This window comes from Microbacterium sp. S1037 (assembly GCF_048381605.1).
Taxonomy (GTDB): Bacteria; Actinomycetota; Actinomycetes; order Actinomycetales; family Microbacteriaceae; genus Microbacterium; species Microbacterium testaceum_B.
Window position 1 is genome coordinate 40541 of the sequence record NZ_JBLWIG010000003.1, and the last position, 20856, is coordinate 61396.

The window sequence follows — 20856 nt, forward strand, 5'->3', positions numbered from 1 at the left end:
GCGTTCAGCCCCGGGGCGGTGCGGCACTCGCGCGCCTCGCTCTCTCGGGGCGCGTGCCGCGCCCCGGTTCGTCCGGTGCGCGGATCGTGCCCCGATTCCGGTAGCGGTGGGCTGCCTGGGTCGGGGCACGTCTGCGTTCAGGTGGGGCTTCAGCTTGTGGCACTCGTGTGTCCGCTGCTTCTGACAACGCGTTCCCGAGCCCCGCGATCAGCTGCGCCGAGCGACTCGCAGCCAACAGAGAAACAGCCATACCGCCGCGACGCCGAACACAAGGGCGGAAACTGCTGCCGGCCCCGAAAGATCGCTTTGGCATATTCCCGCCGACGTCGCAAAATCTGTGCACGACCCCGTCCTCCAGAAGAGTGCTATGACAGCAACGAGGAGCGCAGCGATGGCTGCGACGAGAAGTGAGGTCCGTTTCCCTCGCGGTCGTGCCATGAAACTGCCTCCCGACATGCTCACCCGCGTGAGACGTCGACACTAGTCCTTTCGGCGGCACTGTCTCACAGGAAAGAGCGGGCCGTCTCGTTCCCGATACAGCTCAGGTGCATGATTCGATGGCTCTCGGCACCCGAGGCGTCCGGACTGTGCCGACTCACCGATTCTTCGAGGGAACAATGACCCACTATGACGGCGCGGCCGACAGCGCTCCCGCGAAACCGCTCTTCGTCGTTCAGCGATATCCCTCGCAACACCTGGTCGCCCGGGGGATCGGCATCCTGTTCATGGTCGGTGCTGTGGTCCTCGCCGCAACGGAGGTCATCGAGCGGGATCCTCTCGCGTACATCGGCGTCACGGTGTGGCTGACCACGCTGGGCGGTCTCGGCGCGATCATCTTCTTCTACGCGCTGTCTCTCGGGAGGGCGCGCATCCTCGTGTTCGATGACCACCTCGTCGTCCGCTCGAGCCGCCGCCGGGCGCGCATCGTGCCGGCGTCCGAGATCGCCGAACTCGCGGCGCTGATGTCGGGGAGGGTCCGCGGGAAGGACGCCGACGGCCGGATGCTGTTCGAGACGATGCGCGTGTACCAGGGGTTCCCCGAATTCGCCTCCTGGCTGCAGGAGAAGACACCCCGGCAGTGGGCCGAGATGGAGAGCGTAGGCGGCTGAGCGACGCGATGGGGCGCGTCCCGTTCTCCGCACCGGGTGTCCTCGGCCCGGAGAGCACGAAAGTCCGCCCTCTTCGGGGCGCGGATGCCGGGAACCGCACCGGCCGAAGCTCAGGGCCGCACCGATAAGCGTCCAGATCGCCGCGGACCGGGCGCGGTCCAGCTGCATCCGCTGCTGGATGAGCGACATCCCCGGGAGCTCTCCGTCGGAGGCCATGGGTCTACAGCCGCTGCCCCAGCGACCACAGTCGGTCCGCGCGACCTGAGATCGCCTCGGACAGCGCGAACGCCTGCGAATCGGTGAGGGATGCCACGTAGTCCACGATTCCGCGAGAGCGCGCGAGCGTCTCGGCTTCGGCATCCGAAGGTCGACGTTCCGCCGGCAGCGCCGCGTACTGCTCCCGGGCCAGCGCGATGAGCTCGCGCAGGCGGCGCGGGGTGCGGGCGCGGTCGAGGTCGTCGTCGAGCCACTCGCCGAGCGCGCGCACCGAGCGGGTGAGGATGCGGCTCATGCCGCGCTGCTGGATCGCCAGGTCGGGGCGGCTGAGCACGAAGCGCTTGTGCACGAACTTCAGCACCTCGACGTGGTGCCAGGCCCACGGCGAGAGCACCACGGGTCCGGCGCGCGGGGTGTCGAGAGGGCGCAGGCGCGCCGACTCCTGGAACCGCCGGATCCATCGGTCGGTGAAGGCGGCGAGCCGTCGCTCGGCCGTCAGCGACCCGTCGAACGGGCGGGCGAGCAGGTCGGTGACCATCTCGGCATCCACGTCGCTGACGGCGGCGAGGAAGGCCTCGTCGTCGGCGATCCACGGGTCGTCGCGGCGCATCTTGCGGCGCAGGCGCTCGAGCCCCGCCCCCGGCGCGAGCTCGGCGCGCACCTCCGCGTCGTCGCGCGAGCGCCACTCGAGCACGTCGTCGAGCCAGCCGCGGAACTCCGCCGCGATCGGGGCATGATCGAGGATCCCCGCGCGGTAGAAGTCGTCGACGTCGTGCACCGAGTACGCGATGTCGTCGGCGAGGTCCATCACGGCGCCCTCGATGCTCTGGCGGAGGGGCTCGGCATCCACCCCCTGCCTGGCCTCGTCGAGGTCGTCGAGGTCGAGGTCGTACGCCGAGTACTTGTGCACGCGATACGCGCCGTCGGGAGAGCGACGGATGCCACGGGGTGGGCCGATCCGCTCGACGTCGGCCGCTTCGACCGACGGCGCCCACGGGTACTTCGCCGAGGCGGCGCGGACAGCGGCTGTGAGATTCAACCCGCGGGGTGCGTTCTCGACCACGTCGAGGGCGGTGAGGATGCGGTACGTCTGGGCATTGCCCTCGAAGCCGTCGGGGAGGCCCAGCTCTTCGCGCGCGAGACGGTCGAGCGTGGACTCGCCGAGGTGTCCGAACGGCGGGTGGCCGAGGTCGTGCGCGTACGCGGCGGCCTCGACGACGGTGGCGTTGCACACGTCGCCCTCGCCGGCCCGGCGAGAGCGGGTGTTGAGCTGCAGCGCGACGACCCGGGCGATCGCGCTCACCTTGAGCGTGTGCGTGAGGCGGTTGTGGACGGGGGCGGCGCCGATCGAGGGCGAAACGACCTGCGTCACGGCCGACAGGCGCGAGAAGTACGGCGAGAACTGGATCCGCTCGAGGTCGATCGACCACGGGTCTGCGCGGGCGTCGTCGTGGTCGGGGTGGATGCGCGAGGCGGGGTTGCCGACGACGGTCTCGGGTCGGGCGGGGGTCTCGTCGTGCAGCGTCATCCTGTCCTCTCGCGGCGTCGATGGCGTGGGTCCACGCTAACGCGGATGCGAGAGAGGTCGCGCGGGTTGCCTCTCGCGTAAGTGTCCAAAACACCCGGACGTTCTCGAAAATCGTCCGGGTGTTTTGGACACTGAATCAACGCGGGCGGCGGGCGGCGGGCGCAGCCGCGAGCCCCTCAGCCCCGCCGCACCTCCACCTCGACCACGCGGGCGTCGTTTCCGCTCAGCTCGTACGTCGGGCCGGTGATCCGCAACGCGACCGCCTCGTCGACCATCGCGCACGACGGCCCGAGCCGCAGCTCGACCTCGCCGGGCTCGACCACGCGGCGGAGCGCCCGATCGCTGTACGCCAACCGCGACGCGGGCACCGTGAACCGGACCTCCGCGCTCTCACCCGGCGCGAGGTCGACGCGCGCGTACGCCACGAGCGCGGCGACGGGGCGTGTCACGCTGGCCACGGCTCGGTGCGCGTAAACCTGCACCACGTCGGCTCCGTGCCGGGCTCCGGTATTGGTGACCCGGGCCGACACCGTGAAGGCGTCGCCGGCGCGAACTTCGGCGGCGGTTCCGGAGCGCGGCACCGTCGCCGCCCCGCTACCGCCCCGGTCCACCCGCAGCTCCCCGCGCGCGAACGTCGTGTACGACAGCCCGAACCCGAACGGCCGCACGGGCGTGGGATCGGTGCTGGTCACGCCCGACGGCCCGCCGAGCAGCGGATGCAGGTACGAGTATGGCTGCGCGCCGGCCGAGCGGGGGAGCGAGACGGGCAGGCGCCCCGAGGGGCTGGCATCCCCTGCCAGAAGAGCAGCGAGCGCGGGCCCGCCCTCCTCGCCCGGGAAGAACGCCTGCAGCACGGCCGCGGGACCGGAGCCGCCGTCGAGCGCCCACCCGAGTGCGTACGGGCGCCCGGTCAGCAGCACGAGCACCACCGGGGTCCCGGTCGCGACCACGGCCTCGACGAGCTGCCGTTGCGCGCCGGGGAGGTCGAGCGAGTCGGCGTCGTTGCCTTCGCCGACGGTCCCACGACCGAAGAGCCCGGCGCGGTCGCCGACGACGACGATCGCGACGTCGGCGTCCCGAGCCGCCGCGGCGGCCTCGGCGAACCCCGAGGTGTCGTCACCCTCGACGGCGCAGCCGACGGCGTACGAGACCTCGCCGAACCGGGCCGACAGGGCATCGCGCACGGTCGGCAGCGAGAAGCCGAGCGGCACTCCCGGGTGGTGCGCGAGCACGTGGTTCGCGAAGGAATAGCAGCCCATCAGCGCTTCCGCGCTGTCGGCGTTCGGGCCGATGACCGCTATCCGTCCCGGCGCCGCGAGCGGAAGCACCCCGTCGTTACGCAGCAGCACGGCGCTCTCGAGAGCGAGTCGGTACGCCAGTGCCCGGTGCTCGGCTTCGTCGAGGTCGATCTCGGTCGGGGCGTCGGCGAAGTCGGCATCCAGGAGTCCCAGGTCCTCCTTCTCGGCGAGCACGCGAGCGACGGCCCGGTCGACCACGGCTTCGGGGAGGGCCCCGGATGCCACCCGCTCGGCCAGGTGCGGATACGCGTCGGGGCCGGGCAGCTCCACGTCGATCCCCGCCTCGAGAGCGAGCTGGGCGGCCTCGCCGAGTGATCCGGCGATCCCGTGCATCGAGCGGAGGAACTCCACGGCGAAGTAGTCGGACACCACCGTTCCGTCGAAGCCCCACCGGCGACGCAGGAGGTCGGTGAAGATCTCGGGCGACGACGCGATCGGCACCCCGTCGATCTCGACGTACGCGTTCATGACCGAGCGCGCGCCGCCGTCGCGCACCGCCATCTCGAACGGCGGGAGGAAGACGTCCTGCAACTCGCGCGGGCCGGCCGACACGGGGGCGTGGTTGCGCCCGGCCCGCGAGCCGGAGTACCCCACGAAGTGCTTCAGCGTCGCGTGCACGCCCGCGCCCTGCAGGCCCCGGACGTACGCCGTGCCGATCGTCCCCACGACGTAGGGGTCCTCCGCGATGCACTCGTCGACCCGTCCCCAGCGGGGGTCGCGCACGACATCCAGCACGGGCGACAGCCCCTGGTGCACACCGAGGTCGCGCATCGACCGACCGATCGCGGATGCCATGAGCTCGACGGCATCCGGATCGAACGACGCGCCCCACGCGAGCGGTGTCGGGAAGGTCGCCGCTTTCCACGCGGCAAAACCGGTGAGGCACTCCTCGTGCACGATCGCGGGGATGCCGAGCCGCGTCTCGGTCTTGAGGCGACGCTGCTCGCCCCACAGCCACTCGGCGCGCTCGATCGGGTCGACCGGACGCGTGCCGTACACGCGCGTGAGGTGGCCGAGGCCGTGGACGGTGGCATCCGCGTAGGCGGCGGAGGTGATCTTCTCGCCCGAGAGGGGAGCGACGACCTCATCCCCCTGGTCGACCCAGTAGCCGACGAGCTGCGCGAGCTTCTCGTCGAGCGTCATCTCGGCGACGAGGGCCTGGACGCGCGGAGAGACGCCGGACGTGAGGGCAGCACCGACGTCGGTGTGGTGGATGGTCATGATCGGATCAGCCCTTCACGGCGCCGGTCAGGCCGCCGACGATGCGCCGCTCGAACACGCTGAAGAACAGCAGAGCGGGAATCATCGACAGCGAGGTGAATGCGAGCACGCGCGCGGTGTCGACCGAGTACTGCGAGGCGAAGGCCTGCGTCCCGAGCGGCAGCGTGAAAGCGGCTTCGTTGTTGAGGATGAACAGCGGCAGCATGTACGAGTTCCAGCTGTTGACGAAGGCCAGGATGCCGACCGTCACGACCGCGGGAACGGCGAGCGGCAGCACCATGCGCCAGAAGAACCCGAGGCGACCGAGGCCGTCGATCGACGAGGCCTCCTGCAGCTCGTTCGGGATCGCGGCGAGGAACGGCGACAGGATGATGATCGTCAACGGCAGGGCGAAAGCGATCTGCGGCACGATGACGCCCGCGAGCGAGTTCATCAGCCCCAGGTTGCGCACGAGGATGTACAGCGGCGTGATGGCCACCGTCATGGGGAACATCAGGCCCGCCGTGAACAGGGCGTACACCGCACCGCGGCCGCGGAAGCGATAGCGCGACAGGGCGTAGGCGGCCATGAGGCCCAGGGCCACGACGAACAGGGTCGTCGCGACGGCCGCGATCGCCGAGTTGCCGACCTGACCCCAGAACGTGGGGCTCGCCAGCACGTCGGCGTAGTTCTCCCAGTTCCAGCGCGTGGGGAAGCCCGAGGGGTCGACGGTGATCTCGGCGTTCGAGCGGAAGCCGCCGAGGATGATGTACACCACGGGGGCGAGCATCATGCCGATGAGCAGCAGGGCGACGAAGCCGACGATCACCGAGGATCCGCGGTTCGCCCCGGCGGGGCGGCGACGGGGAGCCTTGGCGCCGCGCGGGGTGACGAGAGTGGCGGTGGCGGTCATCTGGTGCCTCCCGTGAGGGCGCCGGCTGTGTCGCGACGCAGCACGAAGCGCTGGTAGACGAGGGCGACGGCGAGCGAGATGAGGAACATCACCACGGCCACCGCGCTGCCGTATCCGAAGCTGCCGGCGTTGCGTCCGTTGGCGACCATGTAGGTGGCCATGGTCGAGGTCCCGGCGGTCGAGGCGACGTACTGACCCCAGATGATCCAGACGAGGTCGAACAGCTGCAAGGAGCCGATGATCGACAGGAACGCCCAGATGCGGATGGTCGGACCCATCAGCGGCAGCACGATGTGCCGCTGGATCTGCCAGTACGAGGCGCCGTCGATCGCGGCGGCCTCGCTGAGCTCCTCGGGGATGCCCTGGAGCCCGGCGAGGAAGAGGATCACGGCGAAGCCGATGTACTTCCACGTGATGATGATGAGCAGCGTCCAGATCGCGAGAGCCGGGTCGGAGATCCAGTCGGCGCGAAGCGCTCCGAGGCCGATCTTCTCGAGCATCCCGTTCATCGCGCCGCTCGACTGGAGCATGAGGCCCCAGCCGAGGCCCACGACGACCTCGGAGATGACGTAGGGCACGAAGATCAGCACGCGGATGAGCGACTGCGCCCGCATCTTGCGGTTCAGCAGCAGCGCGAGACCGAGCGCGAGGGGCCCCTGCAGCACGAGCGAGCCGACGACGATGAACGCGTTGTGGCCCAGCGCCTCGTGGAAGGCCGGGTCGGTGAGGATCGTGACGTAGTTGCGGATGCCGACGAAGTCGGTGGGCGTGCCGAACCCCGACCACTTGTAGAAGCCGTAGTAGGCGGCGAGGACCACCGGGAGGATGACGAACGAGACGAAGACGACCAGGGCGGGGCCGAGGAGGATCGCGAGCTCGCCGCGGATACGCCAGTTCTCGCGGCGGCGCCGGACGGGCGACCGCCCGGCCGAGGGGGTGCGCGGGGCACCCTCCTCGGCCAGGCGGCGACCGGCGACGTCGTCGGACGCGGTGGCGACCGGATGACGCACGGTGGTCATATCGAGGCCTCTCAGCGCGACGCGGCCGCGTTGACGGCGTCGACGATTCCCTGCGGGGTGCCCTTGCCGGCGAACAGGTCCACCACGGCGACGTTCAGCGCGTTGCCGACGTTCTGGCCGTAGAGCGTGTCGAGCCACACCGACACGTAGGGGGCGTCGGTGTACGCCTTCAGCGCCGACTGCAGGGCGGGGGTGTCGACGGCATCCATCGCTTCGCTCGAGGCGGGGATCGTCTGGAACGCCTTGGCGTAGTTCTCCTGGTTCTCCTTGTTGACGAGGAAGTTCAGGAAGTCGGTGCACTGCGCGGGAGCGTTGACCCAGCACGAGTAGCCGTCGACGCCGCCCATGATGGCGCCCTTCTCGCCCTTGCCGCCCGGGACCTCGGGGAACGGGAACCAGCCGAGGTCGGCCAGGGGCTTCTCGTCTGGGGTCAGCGAGGCGATCACGCCGGGGTTCCACGCGCCCATGAGCTCCATGGCGGCCTGGTGGTTGGCGAGCAGGCCCGCCGAGGATCCGGCGCCCTGCTGGGCGGCGGTGGTGAGGAAGCCCTCGTTGAACGGCTGGGTCTTCAGGAACGACTCGAGGTTCTCGCCGGCCTGCAACCAGCAGGGGTCGTCGAAGCTGCGGCTCTGGGCGGCCTCGTCGAGCACGTCCTTCGAGCACGCGCGCAGCGCGAAGTTGTAGTACCAGTGCGCGGCGGGCCAGGCGTCCTTGGCACCGACCGCGATCGGGGCGACGCCCGTCGCGCGGATCTTCGCGTCCGCGGCCTCGAGGTCGGAGATGGTCGCGGGGGCCTCGGTCACCCCGGCGGCGGTGAGGAGGTCCTGCGCGGTGAAGATGCCGGAGGGGAGCACGGCGACGGGCATGCCGTAGTTCTTGCCGTCGACCTCGAAGGCGTTGAGCGAGGTGCCGAGGGCGCTCTTGGCATCCGCGGAGATCTTGTCGGTGAGGTCCATGACCTGGCCGGCCGCGACGATGTCGGCGAGCTTGCCGCCGCCGCGGGCCATGAAGAGGTCGGGGGCGTCTCCGGCGTTGAGGGCGGTCTGGAGCTTGCCGTCCATCTCTTCGTTCTGGACGGCCTGGATCTCGACGGTGACGCCGGGATTCGCCGCTTCGAAGGCCGCGGCGGTGTCTTCCCAGTACTTCTTCCCGTCGCCGGTGGTGGAGTTGTGCCACAGCGTGAGCGTGACCGAGCCGTCGGCGTTCTGGCCCCCGCCGCCGCCGGCGCAGCCGCCGAGCGCGAGGGTGCCGGCGACGGCGAGAGCCGCTCCGGCGAGGATCTTGCGCGTGTTCATGTGATTCCCGTTTCTCTTCGTCGAGGTGCGTCCGTCAGGGATGCGCGGTGGTCATCGGCAGCGATGCCGTTCTCCGGGGCGTGTGCTGCGTCCCAGGTCTGAGCAGTGTCGCCCGGTCGCGAACGCTCGTCAAACGTTTTCGAAAATGATTTCCACGCTAGGGTCGGATGCCATGACCCGACGCGCCACCATCCACGACGTCGCCGCGGCGGCCGGTGTCTCGGTGGCCACGGTGTCGAAAGCCGTCAACGGGCGGTACGGGGTCTCGCCCGAGACGGTGAGCCGCGTTCTGGATGCCGTGAAGACCCTCGGCTACGAATCGAGCCTCGTCGCGAGCAGCATGCGGTCGCGCAAGACGGGCGTCGTCGGGGTGCTCGTCGCCGCGATCGAGCCGTTCTCAGCCGAGATCCTGAAGGGCGTCGGGGGAGCGCTGTCGGGCACCGGGTACGACCTGCTCGCCTACAGCGGATCGCGCCGCGAGGGCGAAGGGTGGGAGCGGCGATCGCTCAGCCGCCTCAGCGGCACTCTCATCGACGCCGCGATCATCGTGACGCCGACCGTGGTCAACGTCACGAGCGACGTGCCGATCGTCGCGATCGACCCGCACACGGGCCGCGCCGACCTCCCCACGGTCGAGTCCGACAGCTTCACCGGCGCGCAGCAGGCCGTGCACTACCTCGCCCAGCTCGGCCACCGCCGCATCGGTTTCATCGCGGGGCGCCCGGACCTGCGGTCGGCCGTGGCCCGTGCGTCCGGGTACCGGGAAGGGCTCTCGGCCGCCGGCATCCCGTTCGATCCCGCCCTCGTCGGCGTCGGGAGGTACGAGCAGGACGTCGCGCGAGAGGCCGCCGAGGCCATGCTGTCGCTCGCCGACCCGCCGACCGCTGTCTTCGCCGCGAACGACCTGTCGGCCCTGTCGATCATCGACGTCGCGGCCGAGCGCGGACTGCGTGTCCCCGACGACCTCTCGGTGGTCGGCTTCGACGACGTGCCCGAGGCCGCGCGCGCCCAACCCGCGCTGACGACCGTGCGCCAGCCGATGAAACGCCTCGGCGCCGAGGCCGTGCGGATGGTGCTCGCCCTCCTCGCGGGCGAGGACCTCCCCGAGACGCACCTCCTCCTGCCGACGCGGCTCGTCGCCCGCGGTACGACGGCTCCGCCGCGGCCGCGCTGACCCGTGCGCGCCGTGCACCCACCCGCGCGCCGGGCGTGCGCCCGCCGTGCGCCCGCGCCGCCGCTCCACCCCGTTCACTGTCCAAAACACCCGGACGCCTCAGAAATACGTCCGGGTGTTTTGGACAGTGAACCGGGGAGGGGGCGGGTGAGGGGAGAGCGGCGTGCGCGTCGGCCGTCAGCGCGCGGCCAGGCGGTACAGCACCTCGGGGCGTCCGCGCGCGCCGAAGCGGTGCGAGATGTCGACCTCGCCGCGGGCCACGAGCACGTCGAGGTACCTCCGCACCGTCGCGCGCGAGGCGCCCGACGCGGTGGCGATGTCGCGCGCGCTCGCCGGGGTGACGGGGTGCAGCGCGGCGCGGATGGTGTGCATGGTCGACTCCGCGAGTCCCTTGGGGAGAAGAGCTTCGGATGCCACGACCGTGCGCACGGGGGAGGTGACCGGTGACACCAGTCGGTCGATGTCGCCCTGGCCCATGCTGACGGGCACCTCGGCGGGGCGTTCGGCTCGGCCGCGGCGGTACTCCTCGAGCCGGCGCACGAACGCCTCGCGGGTGAAGGGTTTGGCGAGGTAGCCGACGACGTGCGCGGCTGCGGCCTGGCGGATCGTCAGGGTGTCGCGCGCGGAACTGATCACGAGCACGTCGACGTCCCACTCCCGCACGAGCCGCAGGCGGTGCAGCACCTCGACGCCGCTGAAATCGGGGAGGTTCATGTCGAGCAGCACCAGGTCGACGTCGCTTCCCGCCGCGAGGGCCGCCCCCGCGGCCCCGGTCCGGGCCGTCCCCACGAGGCGGAACCCGGGCAGCGCCTCGAGATACGCGGTGTGCAACCGCACCACCGCGGGGTCGTCGTCGACGATGATCGTGCGGATCACGGCATCCGGACTCATCCCCGCACCCCCGCCTGCGGCAGCTCGACCGTGAACCGCGCCCCACCCGACGCCGACCGGCCGACCGTGACCGACCCTCCGCGCGCCCCCGCGATGCGGCGCACGAGGTCGAGCCCCACGCCCCGGCCCGCGGCGGCCTTGGAGCTGACCCCGCGGTCGAAGATCCGAGCCACGTCGGCGGGCGCGACGCCCGGCCCGTCGTCGGCGACGTCGATCGTCAGCCGCTCGTCGCCCGCGAGCACGAGCACGTCGATCCGTCCGCCGGGCCCCGCCGCCTCCGCAGCGTTGCGCACGAGGTTCCCCAGCACCGTCAGCACCTCGTCGTCGACGCTGCCGCGCGGGACGAGGCTCGCGGGGTCCACGCGCAGTCCCGGGAACTCCGAGACCAGACCGTCCAGCAGGGCGCGCAGCGCCGGGTCGTCGATCGGGAGACCGGATGCCACGGGCGCGAGCCCTCCGATATAGGTGAGCGCTTCGCCGGTCTCGCCCTCGGCGACGAGCCCGCGGATCACGTGCAGGCGCGTGTGGAACTCGTGCGTCTGATCGCGCAGCGCGCCAGAGATGCGCCGCTGCGTCTCGAGCTCGCGCGCGTCGGCTTCGAGGCGTCGCACGCGTCGGCGGAGCGCCGCGGTGAGCAGTCCGCTGAGCACCACGCCCAGCACGATCGAGCCGGCCACCCAGGGCAGCATCCCTCCAACCGCCTCATCGAAGCTGCGCGAGATCTCCGACTCCAGCACCCCCACCGAAGCGGTCCCCACCACGGCGTCGGCCGCACGCACCGGCACCTTCGCCCGCAGGCTCGGTCCGATGGTCCCTGTCTCGGTGCCGATGAACGTCTCTCCGGCCAGCACCGCGGTGGCATCCGTCGACACCGTCCGTCCGCGTTCGGAGGGATTCGGGTGGGTGAGCCGGATGCCGCGGACATCGGTGACCACGACATAGTCGACCCCGGATGCCGCGGCGACGACGTCGGCGAGCGGTTGCAGTTCCGCGGTGGCTGCGGCGGTGTCGAGCAGCACCGCACGCTGCACTTGGTCGAGCTCGACGAGGCTCGTCGCGACGTCGAGCACGCGTTCCTCGGTCGCGGCGCGGATGCTGCGCTCCTGAACCGACATTGCGACGAGCGTCGTCGCGAGCACGCAGACGAGGACGACGGTGCACTGCAGCGCGAGCAGGACGGCGAGGCGCACGCGGACGGGCGCGCGGTCGGACCGGGTGATCGGCATCGGCACCTCCTCGTGCGGTCGCTTCGGGACCGGATGGCCGTGAGCATCAAAGAGCGCAAAGCCCTTCGAACGCGCCACCGGGGGAGAGGCGCTGACAACCTAGCTTCTCATCCGGCAACGACGATGTCCCGGGAGGGCTTGATGCAGCATCCGACGCCAGCAGAGGCGCAGCACCCCGCGCGCTCACCTCGACGCCGCCGCGTGACGGGGGTCGTGGTGGGTGTGGTCGCCGCGGCGCTGTTCGTGACGGCGGGTCTCAGCGCCGCCGCGACCGGCGGAGTCGCCAACCCCCGCACGAAGCTCACCATCGTGGCACCGGCCGCGCCCGGCGGCGGGTGGGACACGTTCGGTCGCGAGGCGCAGCAGGTCATGCGCGAAGAGGGCATCGCCGGAGCCGTGCAGGTGATGAACATCCCCGGAGCCGCCGGCACGATCGGCCTCGGCGCTGTCGCCGAGATGGGCGACAGGCACGACATCATGCTCGTCACGGGCGGGGTGATGGTCGGCGGCGTGATCGTCAACCGCTCGCCCGTGAGCCTCGAGGACGTGCGGCCCATCGTGCGTCTCGCCGACGACTTCAACGTGCTCGTCGTGCCCGGCGACTCGCCCTTCCAAACCCTCGACGACTTCATGCAGGCGTTCCTCGCCGACCCCGAGGGCACCGCGATCGCGGGCGGGTCGCTCGGTGGTATCGACCACCTCCTCGCCGGCATGCTCGCCCAGCAGGGCGGCATCGACCCGCAGCGCGTGAACTATCTCGCGTATCCCGGCGGCGGCGAGGTCGTCACTTCTCTGCTCTCGCACACGACGCAGGCGGGACTCTCCGGATACAACGACTTCCGCGATCAGATCGAGTCGGGCAACCTCCGGGCTCTGGCGCTGTCGGCCGAGGAACCGCTCGACGACGTCGACGTGCCGACCTTCCGCGAGCAGGGCGTCGACGTCGCGATGTCGAACTGGCGCGGGCTGGTCGCGCCTCCGGGCATCGACGACGAGGTGCACGCGGAGCTCGTGGCCATGGCATCCGAGATGCGGGAGACCGAGGCCTGGCAGGAAGTGCTCACCCGCAACAGCTGGGTCGACAGCTTCCTCGCCGGTGACGAGTTCGCCGCCTACCTGTCGGATGAGACCGAACGTACGACCGCGATCATGAAGGAGCTGGGCCTGTGACCGAACCGTCCACCCTCACCACGGGGTCGCTGCGCGTGCAGCGCACGCCCCGCTGGTACACCGGCCGCAGCGAGCTGGTGGTCGTCGCCGGGGTTCTCGTGCTCGCCGGGTTCATGACCTACGGCACCGCCACCATGCAGGTGCCGGCCGACGTCGCCTTCCCCGGTCCGCAGTTCTTCCCGATGCTCGTCAGCGGCTTCCTCTGGCTCGCAGGCATCGGGTTGCTGATCGAGGTGCTGCGCACGAGTCGCCGTGCGCACGTCGCCGACGACCCGGTCGAGATCTCGAACGAGATGCTCGAAGACCTCGGCGCGATCGACGCCACGGGCGAGCTGCGGGTCGTCTCGCCCGAGGACGTGGCGTCGACCGCGAAGCCGGCCGCCGTCGACTGGCGCACTCTGGGCGTGACGGTCGCCGCTCTCGCCGGCTTCATCGTCGTGCTGCCGGTGCTCGGCTGGATCCTCTCGGCCGCCGCGCTCTTCTGGGCCATCTCGTGGGCCTTCGGCAGTCGCCGTCCCCTGCTCGACATCGGGGTCTCGGTGATCGTGTCATCCCTCGTCCAGCTCGCGTTCGGCGCGGGTCTGGGCCTGTCGCTTCCCGCCGGCATCCTGGAAGGACTCTCGCCGTGGATCAGCTGATCAACCTCGCCGACGGGTTCGCGGTCGCCTTCACACCGCAGAACCTGCTCTTCCTCGTCATCGGGGCCATCCTCGGCACGGCCGTGGGCGTGCTCCCGGGCCTCGGCTCGGCGATGGCCGTGGCTCTCCTGCTCCCCGTCACCTTCAGCCTCGACCCCACGGGCGCGTTCATCATGTTCGCCTCGATCTACTTCGGTGGCCTGTTCGGCGATTCGACCGCCGGCATCCTGCTCAACACCCCCGGCAACTCCTCCGCGATCGCGACGACGTTCGAGGGCCATCGCATGGCCAAGGACGGTAGAGCGGCCAAAGCGCTCGGCACCTCGGCGATCGGCGCGTTCCTCGGCGGCACGATCGCGTGCGTTCTCGTCGTGTTCTTCGCGCCGTACATCGTCGAGCTCGCGAAGGTGTTCGGCCCCGCGGAGTACTTCGCGCTCGCCGTGTTCGCGTTCGTCGCGATCTCGGCCGTCGTCGCCGACTCGATCGTGCGCGGCCTGGTCGCCCTCGGTCTCGGCTTCGCCCTCGCCCTCGTGGGTATCGACGCGATGACGGGAGCCGAGCGCTTCACCGGCGGAAGCCCCGTGTTCTTCGACGGCATCTCGATCATCGTCATCACCGTCGGCCTGCTCGCGATCGGCGAGGTGCTGCACGTCGCCGGCCACATCCGCCGCGCGGGCGGACCGGGCAAGCTGGTCGCCCCGAGCGGTTCGCCGCTTCTGACGCGCCGCGAGTGGCGCCAGGCTCTGCCCGCCTTCCTCCGCGGCACGGCGTTCGGTGTGCCCTTCGGGGCGATCCCGGTCGGCGGGTCCGAGGTGCCCACGTTCCTCGCGTACGGCACCGAGAAGCGGCTCGCCCGCCGGCGCGGTGACACCGATTTCGGCACCCGCGGTGCGATCCAGGGCGTCGCCGCCCCCGAGGCCGCGGGCAACGCCACGGCCGGCTCGGCGATGGGCGCGCTGCTGGGTCTCGGCTTGCCGACCTCGGCGACGGCCGCGATGATGATCGCTGCGTTCCAGCAGTACGGGATGCAGCCGGGCCCGCTGCTGTTCGAACGCTCGGGCGACCTCGTGTGGCCGCTGCTGGCGAGCCTGTTCCTCGGGCTCATCATCCTGCTGATCATCAATCTGCCGTTCGCGGCGGTGTGGGCCAAGCTGCTCCTCATCCCGCGTCACTACCTCTACGCGGGCATCACGGTCGTCGCGATGCTCGGCGTCTACGCGATCGCCTCGCGCGTGGTCGACCTGTGGCTCGCCCTCGCGATCGGCGTCGTCGGCTTCGTCATGCGGCGCTTCTCGATCCCGCTCGCGCCCGTGCTGATCGCGGCGATCCTCGGACCCATGGCCGAGACGCAGATGCGCCGCGCCCTCGCGGTGTCGGAGGGCGACCCGACGATCTTCGTCTCGTCGCCGCTCACCGTGGTGCTGTACGCCCTGCTCGCGATCATCGTGACGGTGAGCGTGCTGCAGCACGCTCGCCACGCGCGCCGCGAGCGCGTCGAGGCCGCCGCCCGCCGTGACGCCCCGGTGCCCGCCGGGCGCCGCTGACCGCCCGGGTCCGGCCCGGCCCGCCCCGCTCTCATCGAGTGTCCAAGACACGCCGTAACGGCGGCATGCATTACGGCGTGTCTTGGACACTCAACGGTGGGGGCGGGGGCGCCGGGAGCGGCACCCGGCACCACGGATGCCGACCGGCTAAGGTCGGCGCGTGACCACCGTGCTGCTTGCGCCCGACGGCTTCAAGGGCTCGATCACGGCGGCCGACGCCGCCGCGGCGCTCGCCGCGGGATGGCGCGACGCCCGACCCGCCGACGCCACGATCGAGCGCCCCATGTCGGACGGGGGAGAGGGCACCGCCGCCGCCTTCCTCGCGGCGGTTCCCGGTGCGCGACGCATGCCGGTGCGCGTGGTCGGCCCGCACGGCCGCGAGGTCGCGGCATCCTGGGTCCTCCTCCCGCCGACCGCCGCCGCGCCGAACGGTACCGGGGTGGTCGAGCTGGCATCCACCTCGGGAATCGAGTTGCTGGGCGGCGACCTCCGCCCGCTCGACGCCGACACCCGCGGCTTCGGCGAGGCGATCGCCGCTGCCCTCGATCACGGCGTCTCGCGGCTGGTGCTCGGCATCGGTTCGAGCGCCTCCACCGACGCCGGATTCGGGGCCCTCACCGCGCTCGGCGCATGGATCACGGATGCCACCGGCACCCCCGTCGCGCCCGGCTTACGGGGTCTGCGCGGCGCCGTCCGCCTCGATCGGTCGGGCCTTCGCCCACCCCCGCCGGGCGGAGCGACGGTGCTGACCGACGTCCGCAGCCCGCTCACGGGGCCCGCGGGTGCGGCTGCGGTGTTCGGCCCGCAGAAGGGGCTGGTCGACCTCGCCGAGGCGGACGCCGCCCTCGCCCGCGCCGCCGAGCTGCTCGACACCGACCCTCTCGCGTCCGGGGCCGGAGCCGCCGGCGGAACCGGGGCGGCGCTCCAGGCGTGGGGTGCCGAGCTCGTCCCGGGGGCCGAGGCCGTCGCCGAGCTCATCGGGGTGCGCGACGCCGTCGAGCGCGCCGACGTCGTGGTCACCGGCGAGGGCGCGTTCGACGCGAGCTCCGCGGCTGGGAAGGTCCCCGGCCGTCTCGCGGCGCTCGCCGGAGACCGTCCGGTCCTGCTCGTCGCGGGGCGCATCGCTCCGGATGCCGACACCTCGATGTTCCGCACCGCGGTCGCGCTCGTCGACCTGGCGGGATCCCCCGCCGCCGCGCTCGCCGACCCCGCCCGTTGGCTGCGCGCCGCGGGCCGCGCGCTCGCCGAGCGCCTCGGTCCCGTCCCGCCGGGCGCGCGAAGCTCCTGAGCCTCAGGCGCCCGTCACCGCGCCCCCTCTATCTCCCCCGGGGGGTCTGCCCCCATCAGCGATTGAGTGTCCACAACACCCGGAGCCTCCGAAGAATCGTCCGGGTGTTTTGGACACTCAGCGCGCTCCGCCCCCGCCACCCCACCCGGCACGACGACCCGCCCCAGCCCGCCGGAACGCCGCCATCGCCCCGCGGCTCCGGTACCGTCGTCATGTGGCTACCGCAAGCAATAAGGATGACGAGGTCGATCTCCTCATCGACGCGTGGTCGCGCCTGCTCCCCGACATCGACCTCACGCCGCTCGACGTCATGTCGCGTCTGCGTCGCGCGGCCTTCCACCTCTCGAAGCTCCGTGCCCGCGCCTTCGCGAGCGCCGAGATCGCGCTGTGGGAGTTCGACGTCCTCGCGGTCCTCCGCCGCGCCGGCACCGAGCTGAGCGCCACGCGGCTGATCGCCGCGACGATGATCGGCAGCGCCGCGATGACCAATCGCCTCGACAAGCTCGCCGAGCGCGGGCTCGTCCACCGCCGCCCGAACCCGTCCGACGGTCGCGCGATCCTCGTCGCCATCACCCCCGAGGGCATCGAGCGCGTCGACGCCGCGATGACCGAGCTCGTCCGCCTCGAGGCCGAGGCCTTGCGGGGCGTCAGTCGCGCGGATCAGGCCCTGCTCGCCGATGCCCTCCGCGTCCTCGCCGCCGGCGAGACGCACGAGGCGTGATCGACCTCGCCACGACGCTCGCCGAGCGGGCGGTCGTGCTCGACGGCGGTCTCGGCACGTTGCTCGAAGCCCGGGGCAACGACGTGTCGTCGTCGCTGTGGTCGGCACGCGTGCTGCGCGACGACCCCGACGAGGTCCGCGCCGCGCACGCCGAGTTCGTGGCGGCCGGTGCCGAGGTCGTCATCACCGCCTCCTATCAGGTGGGGTACGGACAGGCGATCCCGGATGCCGACGTCGAGACGCTCCTGCGCCGTTCGGTGACGCTCGCCCGTGAGGCCGGCGACGTCGTGGTCGCGGCATCCGTCGGCCCGCTCGGCGCCCTTCGCGCCGACGGGAGCGAGTACACCGGCGATGACGGGCTCAGCGTCCGTGAACTCCGCGAGGCGCACCGACAGCGACTCCAGGTGCTCGCCGACGCGGGGGCCGACCTGCTCGCCGTCGAGACGGTCCCGTCCGCGCGAGAGCTCGAAGCCCTCTCGCTCGAGCTCGCGGATCTGGGCGTACCGAGCTATGTGAGCCTCTCGGGTGACAGCACCGGCTTCGCCGCACCCGGTGCTCTGGGGCGAGCGCTCGAGACGGCGGCATCCGTTCCGGGGGTGCTCGCGGTGGGGGTCAACTGCTGCGCGCCCGAGCACGTGATGACGGCGTTGCGCGGTGCGCCCGCCCGCCCGCTGGTCGCCTACCCGAACTCGGGCGAACGATGGGATGCCGCGACCCGCACCTGGCGCGGGGGTTCGAGGCCCCTCGCCCAGGACGCCCCGGCATGGGTGGCGGCCGGAGCCCGACTCGTCGGCGGATGCTGCCGCGCGATGCCGTCCGACATCGCGGCGATCGCTGCCGCCGTGCGGTGACACGGGGCCGCCGTCAGTCAGGATCCGCGCGGGGATGCACCCTGTCACGGTGGTCGGCGGAGGGGCGTCGTCGCAGCCCGCGCGGAGGATCGTCGCAGAGGAGGGCGAGGTCTTGCCCACGCCACCCGTAGGCCTGGCTGAGGTGCCGCCGGATCATCGAGAGGGATGTCGAGGAGTCCGTCTCCACACCGTGCCACGCGTCGACGCTCGAGGGGTCCACCTCTCGGGCCGCCAGGCGCAGTTCGGCCACGATCGCGCTGAGCTGATCGACTCCGTACGTCTTCCGCGCCTCTTCCCACTCGCAGATCACGACGAGGTTCCGCACACACCCCGCGGAATCCGATACGGCCGAGGGCGAGCGGACCAGCGCGAGTCCGACGACGATGAGAGTGACCGTGGCGATCCCGGCGGTGGCCGTCGCGGTGGGCCCGAAGGCCGCACTCAGGAGGGGTGAGGGCGGGCCGCTCACCAGGTGCGCGAGCAGGCGCAGGGCCGAGTACACCGCGTAGGAGAGCATCGTCGCGGACAGCACGCGAGCGGTCCGGCGGGGGAGCGCGGGGGCGCGCAGCGAACCGACACCCGCGGCGCCGCAGACCAGCGCCACAGCGGCCACCTTGATCTGCATCGACACGCCCGCCGGAAGAATGGCGGAGCAGACCGCGACCACCACGGTGAGAACGACGACGGCGGTGGTCAGAAGCCGTCGTCGGGGTCGGGCGGTGACGGCGATCGCGAGTACAGCGGGGGAGAGCACCATGGCCACGTCGGCGCCGACGAGGGCGATCACATCGCCGCCGTTGTAGCGGATGACGTACAGCGCCGCCGCCCCGATGGCCAGCACCCCGGAGATCGCCGCGAGGCGGAGGAAGTCCGACAGCGGGGCGGGGGCTTCCAGACGCGGCAGGATCACGGCGATGACCCCGGCACCCACCAGGACGCACATCCCGAACACTGCGACGGACAGAAGCATGAAACCTCCGGCTAGTCATCATGGCCCTCGGATACAGACGGCGGCGAGGGATGTATCGGGTAGGAGCCGAACTGTTATGTGCGACCCGGGATTCGTGGTTCGATCGCTTTCCGCGTCGCCGAGGACCGGTCGCCGAGGACCGCCGCCGGTCGCGCGGCGCCCCGTGCGACCGCGGTGTGTCGGCTACGGCGTCACCCGCCGTCGGCCCCTCGGCTGCGTCCACGCGTCCGTGATGAGTTCGGTCTCTTCCGGGCGCCAGGCGTAGCTCGTCCGCATCCGCGTTCGCAGTGCCGCGACGGCGGAGGGGGTCGCGATCTCCACGCCACGGGGGCCGTCGATCGCCGACGGATCGAGGTCGCGGGCCGCGAGGCGCATCTCCAGAACGAGCCCGTGCACGCGATCCGCCCCGAGGGCGGCGTTCGCGAGCTTCCAGTCCCCGATGACGACGAGGGTGCGTCGATGGTCGTCGTCCTCGTCGGGGCGAGTGACGGGGCGTCCCACCAGGCTGATCGCGACCCCGGTCATCAGCATCGTCGTCACTGCGGCGATGCCCGCTCCGGTGGGGGAGAAGAGGGTCTGGGTCAGGAGCGACTCGGGGGTCGACAGCACCACGAGCCGCAGCGCGGAGTACGAGCCGTAGACGATCATGGTCGCGCCGATCACCCGCATCGATGCGTGCGGCAGGGCACGGTTGCGCAGGGCGAGGGGAGCACCGACCGCGCTGACGACGAGCAGAGCCACCGCTTTCAGCATGAGCGACACGTCCGGCGCGAGGAGGGCCGACGAGACGGCGACCGCCGCGGCCGCAGCGATCGCGAGGGCCAGCGCTCGCGGCGAAGCGCTGCGACCCCGCCGCGGCTTGGCGAGTCCGACGCACAGGAGCGCGGATGCCAGAATCATGCACGTGTCGGCCGCGACGAGCGTGCCCGTGCCGCCGCCGCTGAAGCGCACGACGTACATCGCACCGGCGCCCACCGCGAGCGCGCCCGACACGGATGCGAGGCGCAGGAAGACGCCGAGCGGGGTCGGACTTCCGATGCGCGGCAGCACCACGCGGATGACGCCGGCCGCCAGCCCGACGCTCATCACCACGACCCCGATCGACAGAAGCATCGCCACCCCCCGGGTCACATCATGTTCCGAGGATCGGCGCTGCTCCCGTTTCGGGCCCCGGGTTGACGCGGGCCGTGCGGTGTGCGGGTGGCTCAGTCGAAGTCGGCCGCGACCGCGTTCCGGTGGTACTCGAAGATGATGCTCGTGCGCGTGGATGCCACGCTGTGCCGTGCCGAGAGGTGATCGACGACGAAGCGGCGCACGGCGGACGAGTCGTCGACGGCGATGTGCACGAGGAAGTCGTCGGCCCCGCCGAGGAAGAAGAGCTGGATGACATCCGGATGCCGGCGCACGTCGTGCGCGAACGCGCGGATGCTCTCCTGACGCTGTCCGGGCCGCAGGGTGACCCCGACGATCGCTTGCAGGCCCCGGCCGAGCCTGCTCTGGTCGACGGCCGCGTGGAAGCCGGCGATGAGACCTCGATCGACGAGGGAGCGCAGCCGGGCGTGGGCGGTCGACGCGGCGACGCCGAGGTCGTCGGCGATCGCGGCGTTGGTCATTCGCGCGTCGGCGGAGAGGAGTTCGATGATCCGCGTCTCGTGAGGGTGAAGCTCGTCGTCGGGCATCGCAGATCCTTCGGTCGACGGTGGCGTTTGGAGTATCTGCGTTCGACAATACGCCGATCGAGCGGCATCCATTCGAAGGATCAGCGGTTTAACGTCACGGAAACACTCGTTTCTGCGATCCTCTCC

The 20856-nt window shown here is 71.4% G+C and carries 18 protein-coding genes; 8 read left to right on the forward strand and 10 right to left on the reverse strand.

The window, feature by feature from the left end:
- Positions 1-617: 617 nt before the first annotated feature.
- Complete coding sequence (locus tag ACMW4R_RS15200; protein WP_418300291.1) at positions 618-1109, forward strand: hypothetical protein; 492 nt, start codon at positions 618-620, stop codon at positions 1107-1109.
- A 220-nt stretch (positions 1110-1329) separates the two neighbouring features.
- On the opposite strand, the gene ACMW4R_RS15205 is transcribed toward ACMW4R_RS15200, so the two are convergent.
- The 5 genes from ACMW4R_RS15205 to ACMW4R_RS15225 form a co-directional block, all read right to left on the reverse strand.
- Entirely contained in the window at positions 1330-2853 is a 1524-nt protein-coding gene (locus ACMW4R_RS15205) for a deoxyguanosinetriphosphate triphosphohydrolase family protein (protein WP_418300292.1), read from the reverse strand.
- 176 nt (positions 2854-3029) lie between these two features.
- A complete protein-coding gene (locus ACMW4R_RS15210; RefSeq protein ID WP_418300293.1) occupies positions 3030-5372 on the reverse strand; it encodes a beta-glucosidase in 2343 nt (780 codons plus the stop codon).
- 7 nt (positions 5373-5379) lie between these two features.
- Positions 5380-6264 carry a carbohydrate ABC transporter permease gene (locus tag ACMW4R_RS15215; RefSeq protein ID WP_058629343.1) on the reverse strand — a complete coding sequence of 295 codons (885 nt, stop codon included), beginning with the start codon at positions 6262-6264 and terminating at the stop codon, positions 5380-5382.
- Entirely contained in the window at positions 6261-7283 is a 1023-nt protein-coding gene (locus tag ACMW4R_RS15220) for a carbohydrate ABC transporter permease (RefSeq protein WP_418300294.1), read from the reverse strand. The genes ACMW4R_RS15215 and ACMW4R_RS15220 overlap by 4 nt, the downstream gene beginning before the upstream one ends.
- Positions 7284-7294: 11 nt before the next feature.
- Complete coding sequence (locus tag ACMW4R_RS15225; protein ID WP_418300295.1) at positions 7295-8578, reverse strand: extracellular solute-binding protein; 1284 nt, start codon at positions 8576-8578, stop codon at positions 7295-7297.
- A 172-nt stretch (positions 8579-8750) separates the two neighbouring features.
- Between ACMW4R_RS15225 and ACMW4R_RS15230 the strand changes: the two genes are divergently transcribed.
- Entirely contained in the window at positions 8751-9752 is a 1002-nt protein-coding gene (locus ACMW4R_RS15230; protein ID WP_418300296.1) for a LacI family DNA-binding transcriptional regulator, read from the forward strand.
- Positions 9753-9929: 177 nt separating this feature from the next.
- Here the strand turns inward: ACMW4R_RS15230 and ACMW4R_RS15235 are convergent, their stop codons facing one another.
- Positions 9930-10643 carry a response regulator gene (locus ACMW4R_RS15235; protein WP_418300297.1) on the reverse strand — a complete coding sequence of 238 codons (714 nt, stop codon included), beginning with the start codon at positions 10641-10643 and terminating at the stop codon, positions 9930-9932.
- Positions 10640-11869 (reverse strand): ATP-binding protein, encoded by a 1230-nt coding sequence (locus tag ACMW4R_RS15240; RefSeq protein WP_418300298.1) that lies wholly within the window; start codon positions 11867-11869, stop codon positions 10640-10642. The genes ACMW4R_RS15235 and ACMW4R_RS15240 overlap by 4 nt, the downstream gene beginning before the upstream one ends.
- A 141-nt stretch (positions 11870-12010) precedes the next feature.
- Between ACMW4R_RS15240 and ACMW4R_RS15245 the strand changes: the two genes are divergently transcribed.
- From ACMW4R_RS15245 to mmuM, 6 genes are all read left to right on the forward strand, one after another.
- On the forward strand, positions 12011-13039 hold the full coding sequence (locus ACMW4R_RS15245) for a Bug family tripartite tricarboxylate transporter substrate binding protein (protein ID WP_058626981.1): 1029 nt from the start codon (positions 12011-12013) through the stop codon (positions 13037-13039).
- Positions 13036-13677 carry a tripartite tricarboxylate transporter TctB family protein gene (locus ACMW4R_RS15250; protein ID WP_058626982.1) on the forward strand — a complete coding sequence of 214 codons (642 nt, stop codon included), beginning with the start codon at positions 13036-13038 and terminating at the stop codon, positions 13675-13677. Before ACMW4R_RS15245 ends, ACMW4R_RS15250 begins: the two co-directional genes overlap by 4 nt.
- A complete protein-coding gene (locus tag ACMW4R_RS15255) occupies positions 13665-15221 on the forward strand; it encodes a tripartite tricarboxylate transporter permease (protein WP_418300299.1) in 1557 nt (518 codons plus the stop codon). Before ACMW4R_RS15250 ends, ACMW4R_RS15255 begins: the two co-directional genes overlap by 13 nt.
- 160 nt (positions 15222-15381) lie before the next feature.
- Positions 15382-16509, forward strand: coding sequence for a glycerate kinase (locus ACMW4R_RS15260; RefSeq protein WP_418300300.1), 1128 nt, complete (start codon positions 15382-15384; stop codon positions 16507-16509).
- 214 nt (positions 16510-16723) lie between these two features.
- On the forward strand, positions 16724-17230 hold the full coding sequence (locus ACMW4R_RS15265) for a MarR family winged helix-turn-helix transcriptional regulator (protein WP_363335561.1): 507 nt from the start codon (positions 16724-16726) through the stop codon (positions 17228-17230).
- Positions 17227-18081, forward strand: coding sequence for a homocysteine S-methyltransferase (mmuM, locus tag ACMW4R_RS15270; protein WP_418300301.1), 855 nt, complete (start codon positions 17227-17229; stop codon positions 18079-18081). The genes ACMW4R_RS15265 and mmuM overlap by 4 nt, the downstream gene beginning before the upstream one ends.
- 13 nt (positions 18082-18094) lie before the next feature.
- Here mmuM and ACMW4R_RS15275 read toward each other — a convergent pair whose 3' ends face one another.
- From ACMW4R_RS15275 to ACMW4R_RS15285, 3 genes are all read right to left on the reverse strand, one after another.
- Complete coding sequence (locus ACMW4R_RS15275) at positions 18095-19051, reverse strand: hypothetical protein (protein ID WP_418300302.1); 957 nt, start codon at positions 19049-19051, stop codon at positions 18095-18097.
- A gap of 183 nt (positions 19052-19234) precedes the next feature.
- Entirely contained in the window at positions 19235-20164 is a 930-nt protein-coding gene (locus tag ACMW4R_RS15280; RefSeq protein ID WP_418300303.1) for a hypothetical protein, read from the reverse strand.
- A 92-nt stretch (positions 20165-20256) separates the two neighbouring features.
- A complete protein-coding gene (locus ACMW4R_RS15285) occupies positions 20257-20730 on the reverse strand; it encodes an Lrp/AsnC family transcriptional regulator (RefSeq protein WP_418300304.1) in 474 nt (157 codons plus the stop codon).
- Between the last annotated feature and the right edge of the window lie 126 nt (positions 20731-20856).

Excerpts from the sequence above, each read along its gene's own strand:
- ACMW4R_RS15200 (WP_418300291.1), top strand. The coding sequence starts at position 618 with ATGACCCACTATGACGGCGCGGCCGACAGCGCTCCCGCGAAACCGCTC.
- ACMW4R_RS15205 (WP_418300292.1), bottom strand. The coding sequence starts at position 2,853 with ATGACGCTGCACGACGAGACCCCCGCCCGACCCGAGACCGTCGTCGGC.
- ACMW4R_RS15210 (WP_418300293.1), bottom strand. The coding sequence starts at position 5,372 with ATGACCATCCACCACACCGACGTCGGTGCTGCCCTCACGTCCGGCGTC.
- ACMW4R_RS15215 (WP_058629343.1), bottom strand. The coding sequence starts at position 6,264 with ATGACCGCCACCGCCACTCTCGTCACCCCGCGCGGCGCCAAGGCTCCC.
- ACMW4R_RS15220 (WP_418300294.1), bottom strand. The coding sequence starts at position 7,283 with ATGACCACCGTGCGTCATCCGGTCGCCACCGCGTCCGACGACGTCGCC.
- ACMW4R_RS15225 (WP_418300295.1), bottom strand. The coding sequence starts at position 8,578 with ATGAACACGCGCAAGATCCTCGCCGGAGCGGCTCTCGCCGTCGCCGGC.
- ACMW4R_RS15230 (WP_418300296.1), top strand. The coding sequence starts at position 8,751 with ATGACCCGACGCGCCACCATCCACGACGTCGCCGCGGCGGCCGGTGTC.
- ACMW4R_RS15235 (WP_418300297.1), bottom strand. The coding sequence starts at position 10,643 with ATGAGTCCGGATGCCGTGATCCGCACGATCATCGTCGACGACGACCCC.
- ACMW4R_RS15240 (WP_418300298.1), bottom strand. The coding sequence starts at position 11,869 with ATGCCGATCACCCGGTCCGACCGCGCGCCCGTCCGCGTGCGCCTCGCC.
- ACMW4R_RS15245 (WP_058626981.1), top strand. The coding sequence starts at position 12,011 with ATGCAGCATCCGACGCCAGCAGAGGCGCAGCACCCCGCGCGCTCACCT.
- ACMW4R_RS15275 (WP_418300302.1), bottom strand. The coding sequence starts at position 19,051 with ATGCTTCTGTCCGTCGCAGTGTTCGGGATGTGCGTCCTGGTGGGTGCC.
- ACMW4R_RS15280 (WP_418300303.1), bottom strand. The coding sequence starts at position 20,164 with ATGCTTCTGTCGATCGGGGTCGTGGTGATGAGCGTCGGGCTGGCGGCC.
- ACMW4R_RS15285 (WP_418300304.1), bottom strand. The coding sequence starts at position 20,730 with ATGCCCGACGACGAGCTTCACCCTCACGAGACGCGGATCATCGAACTC.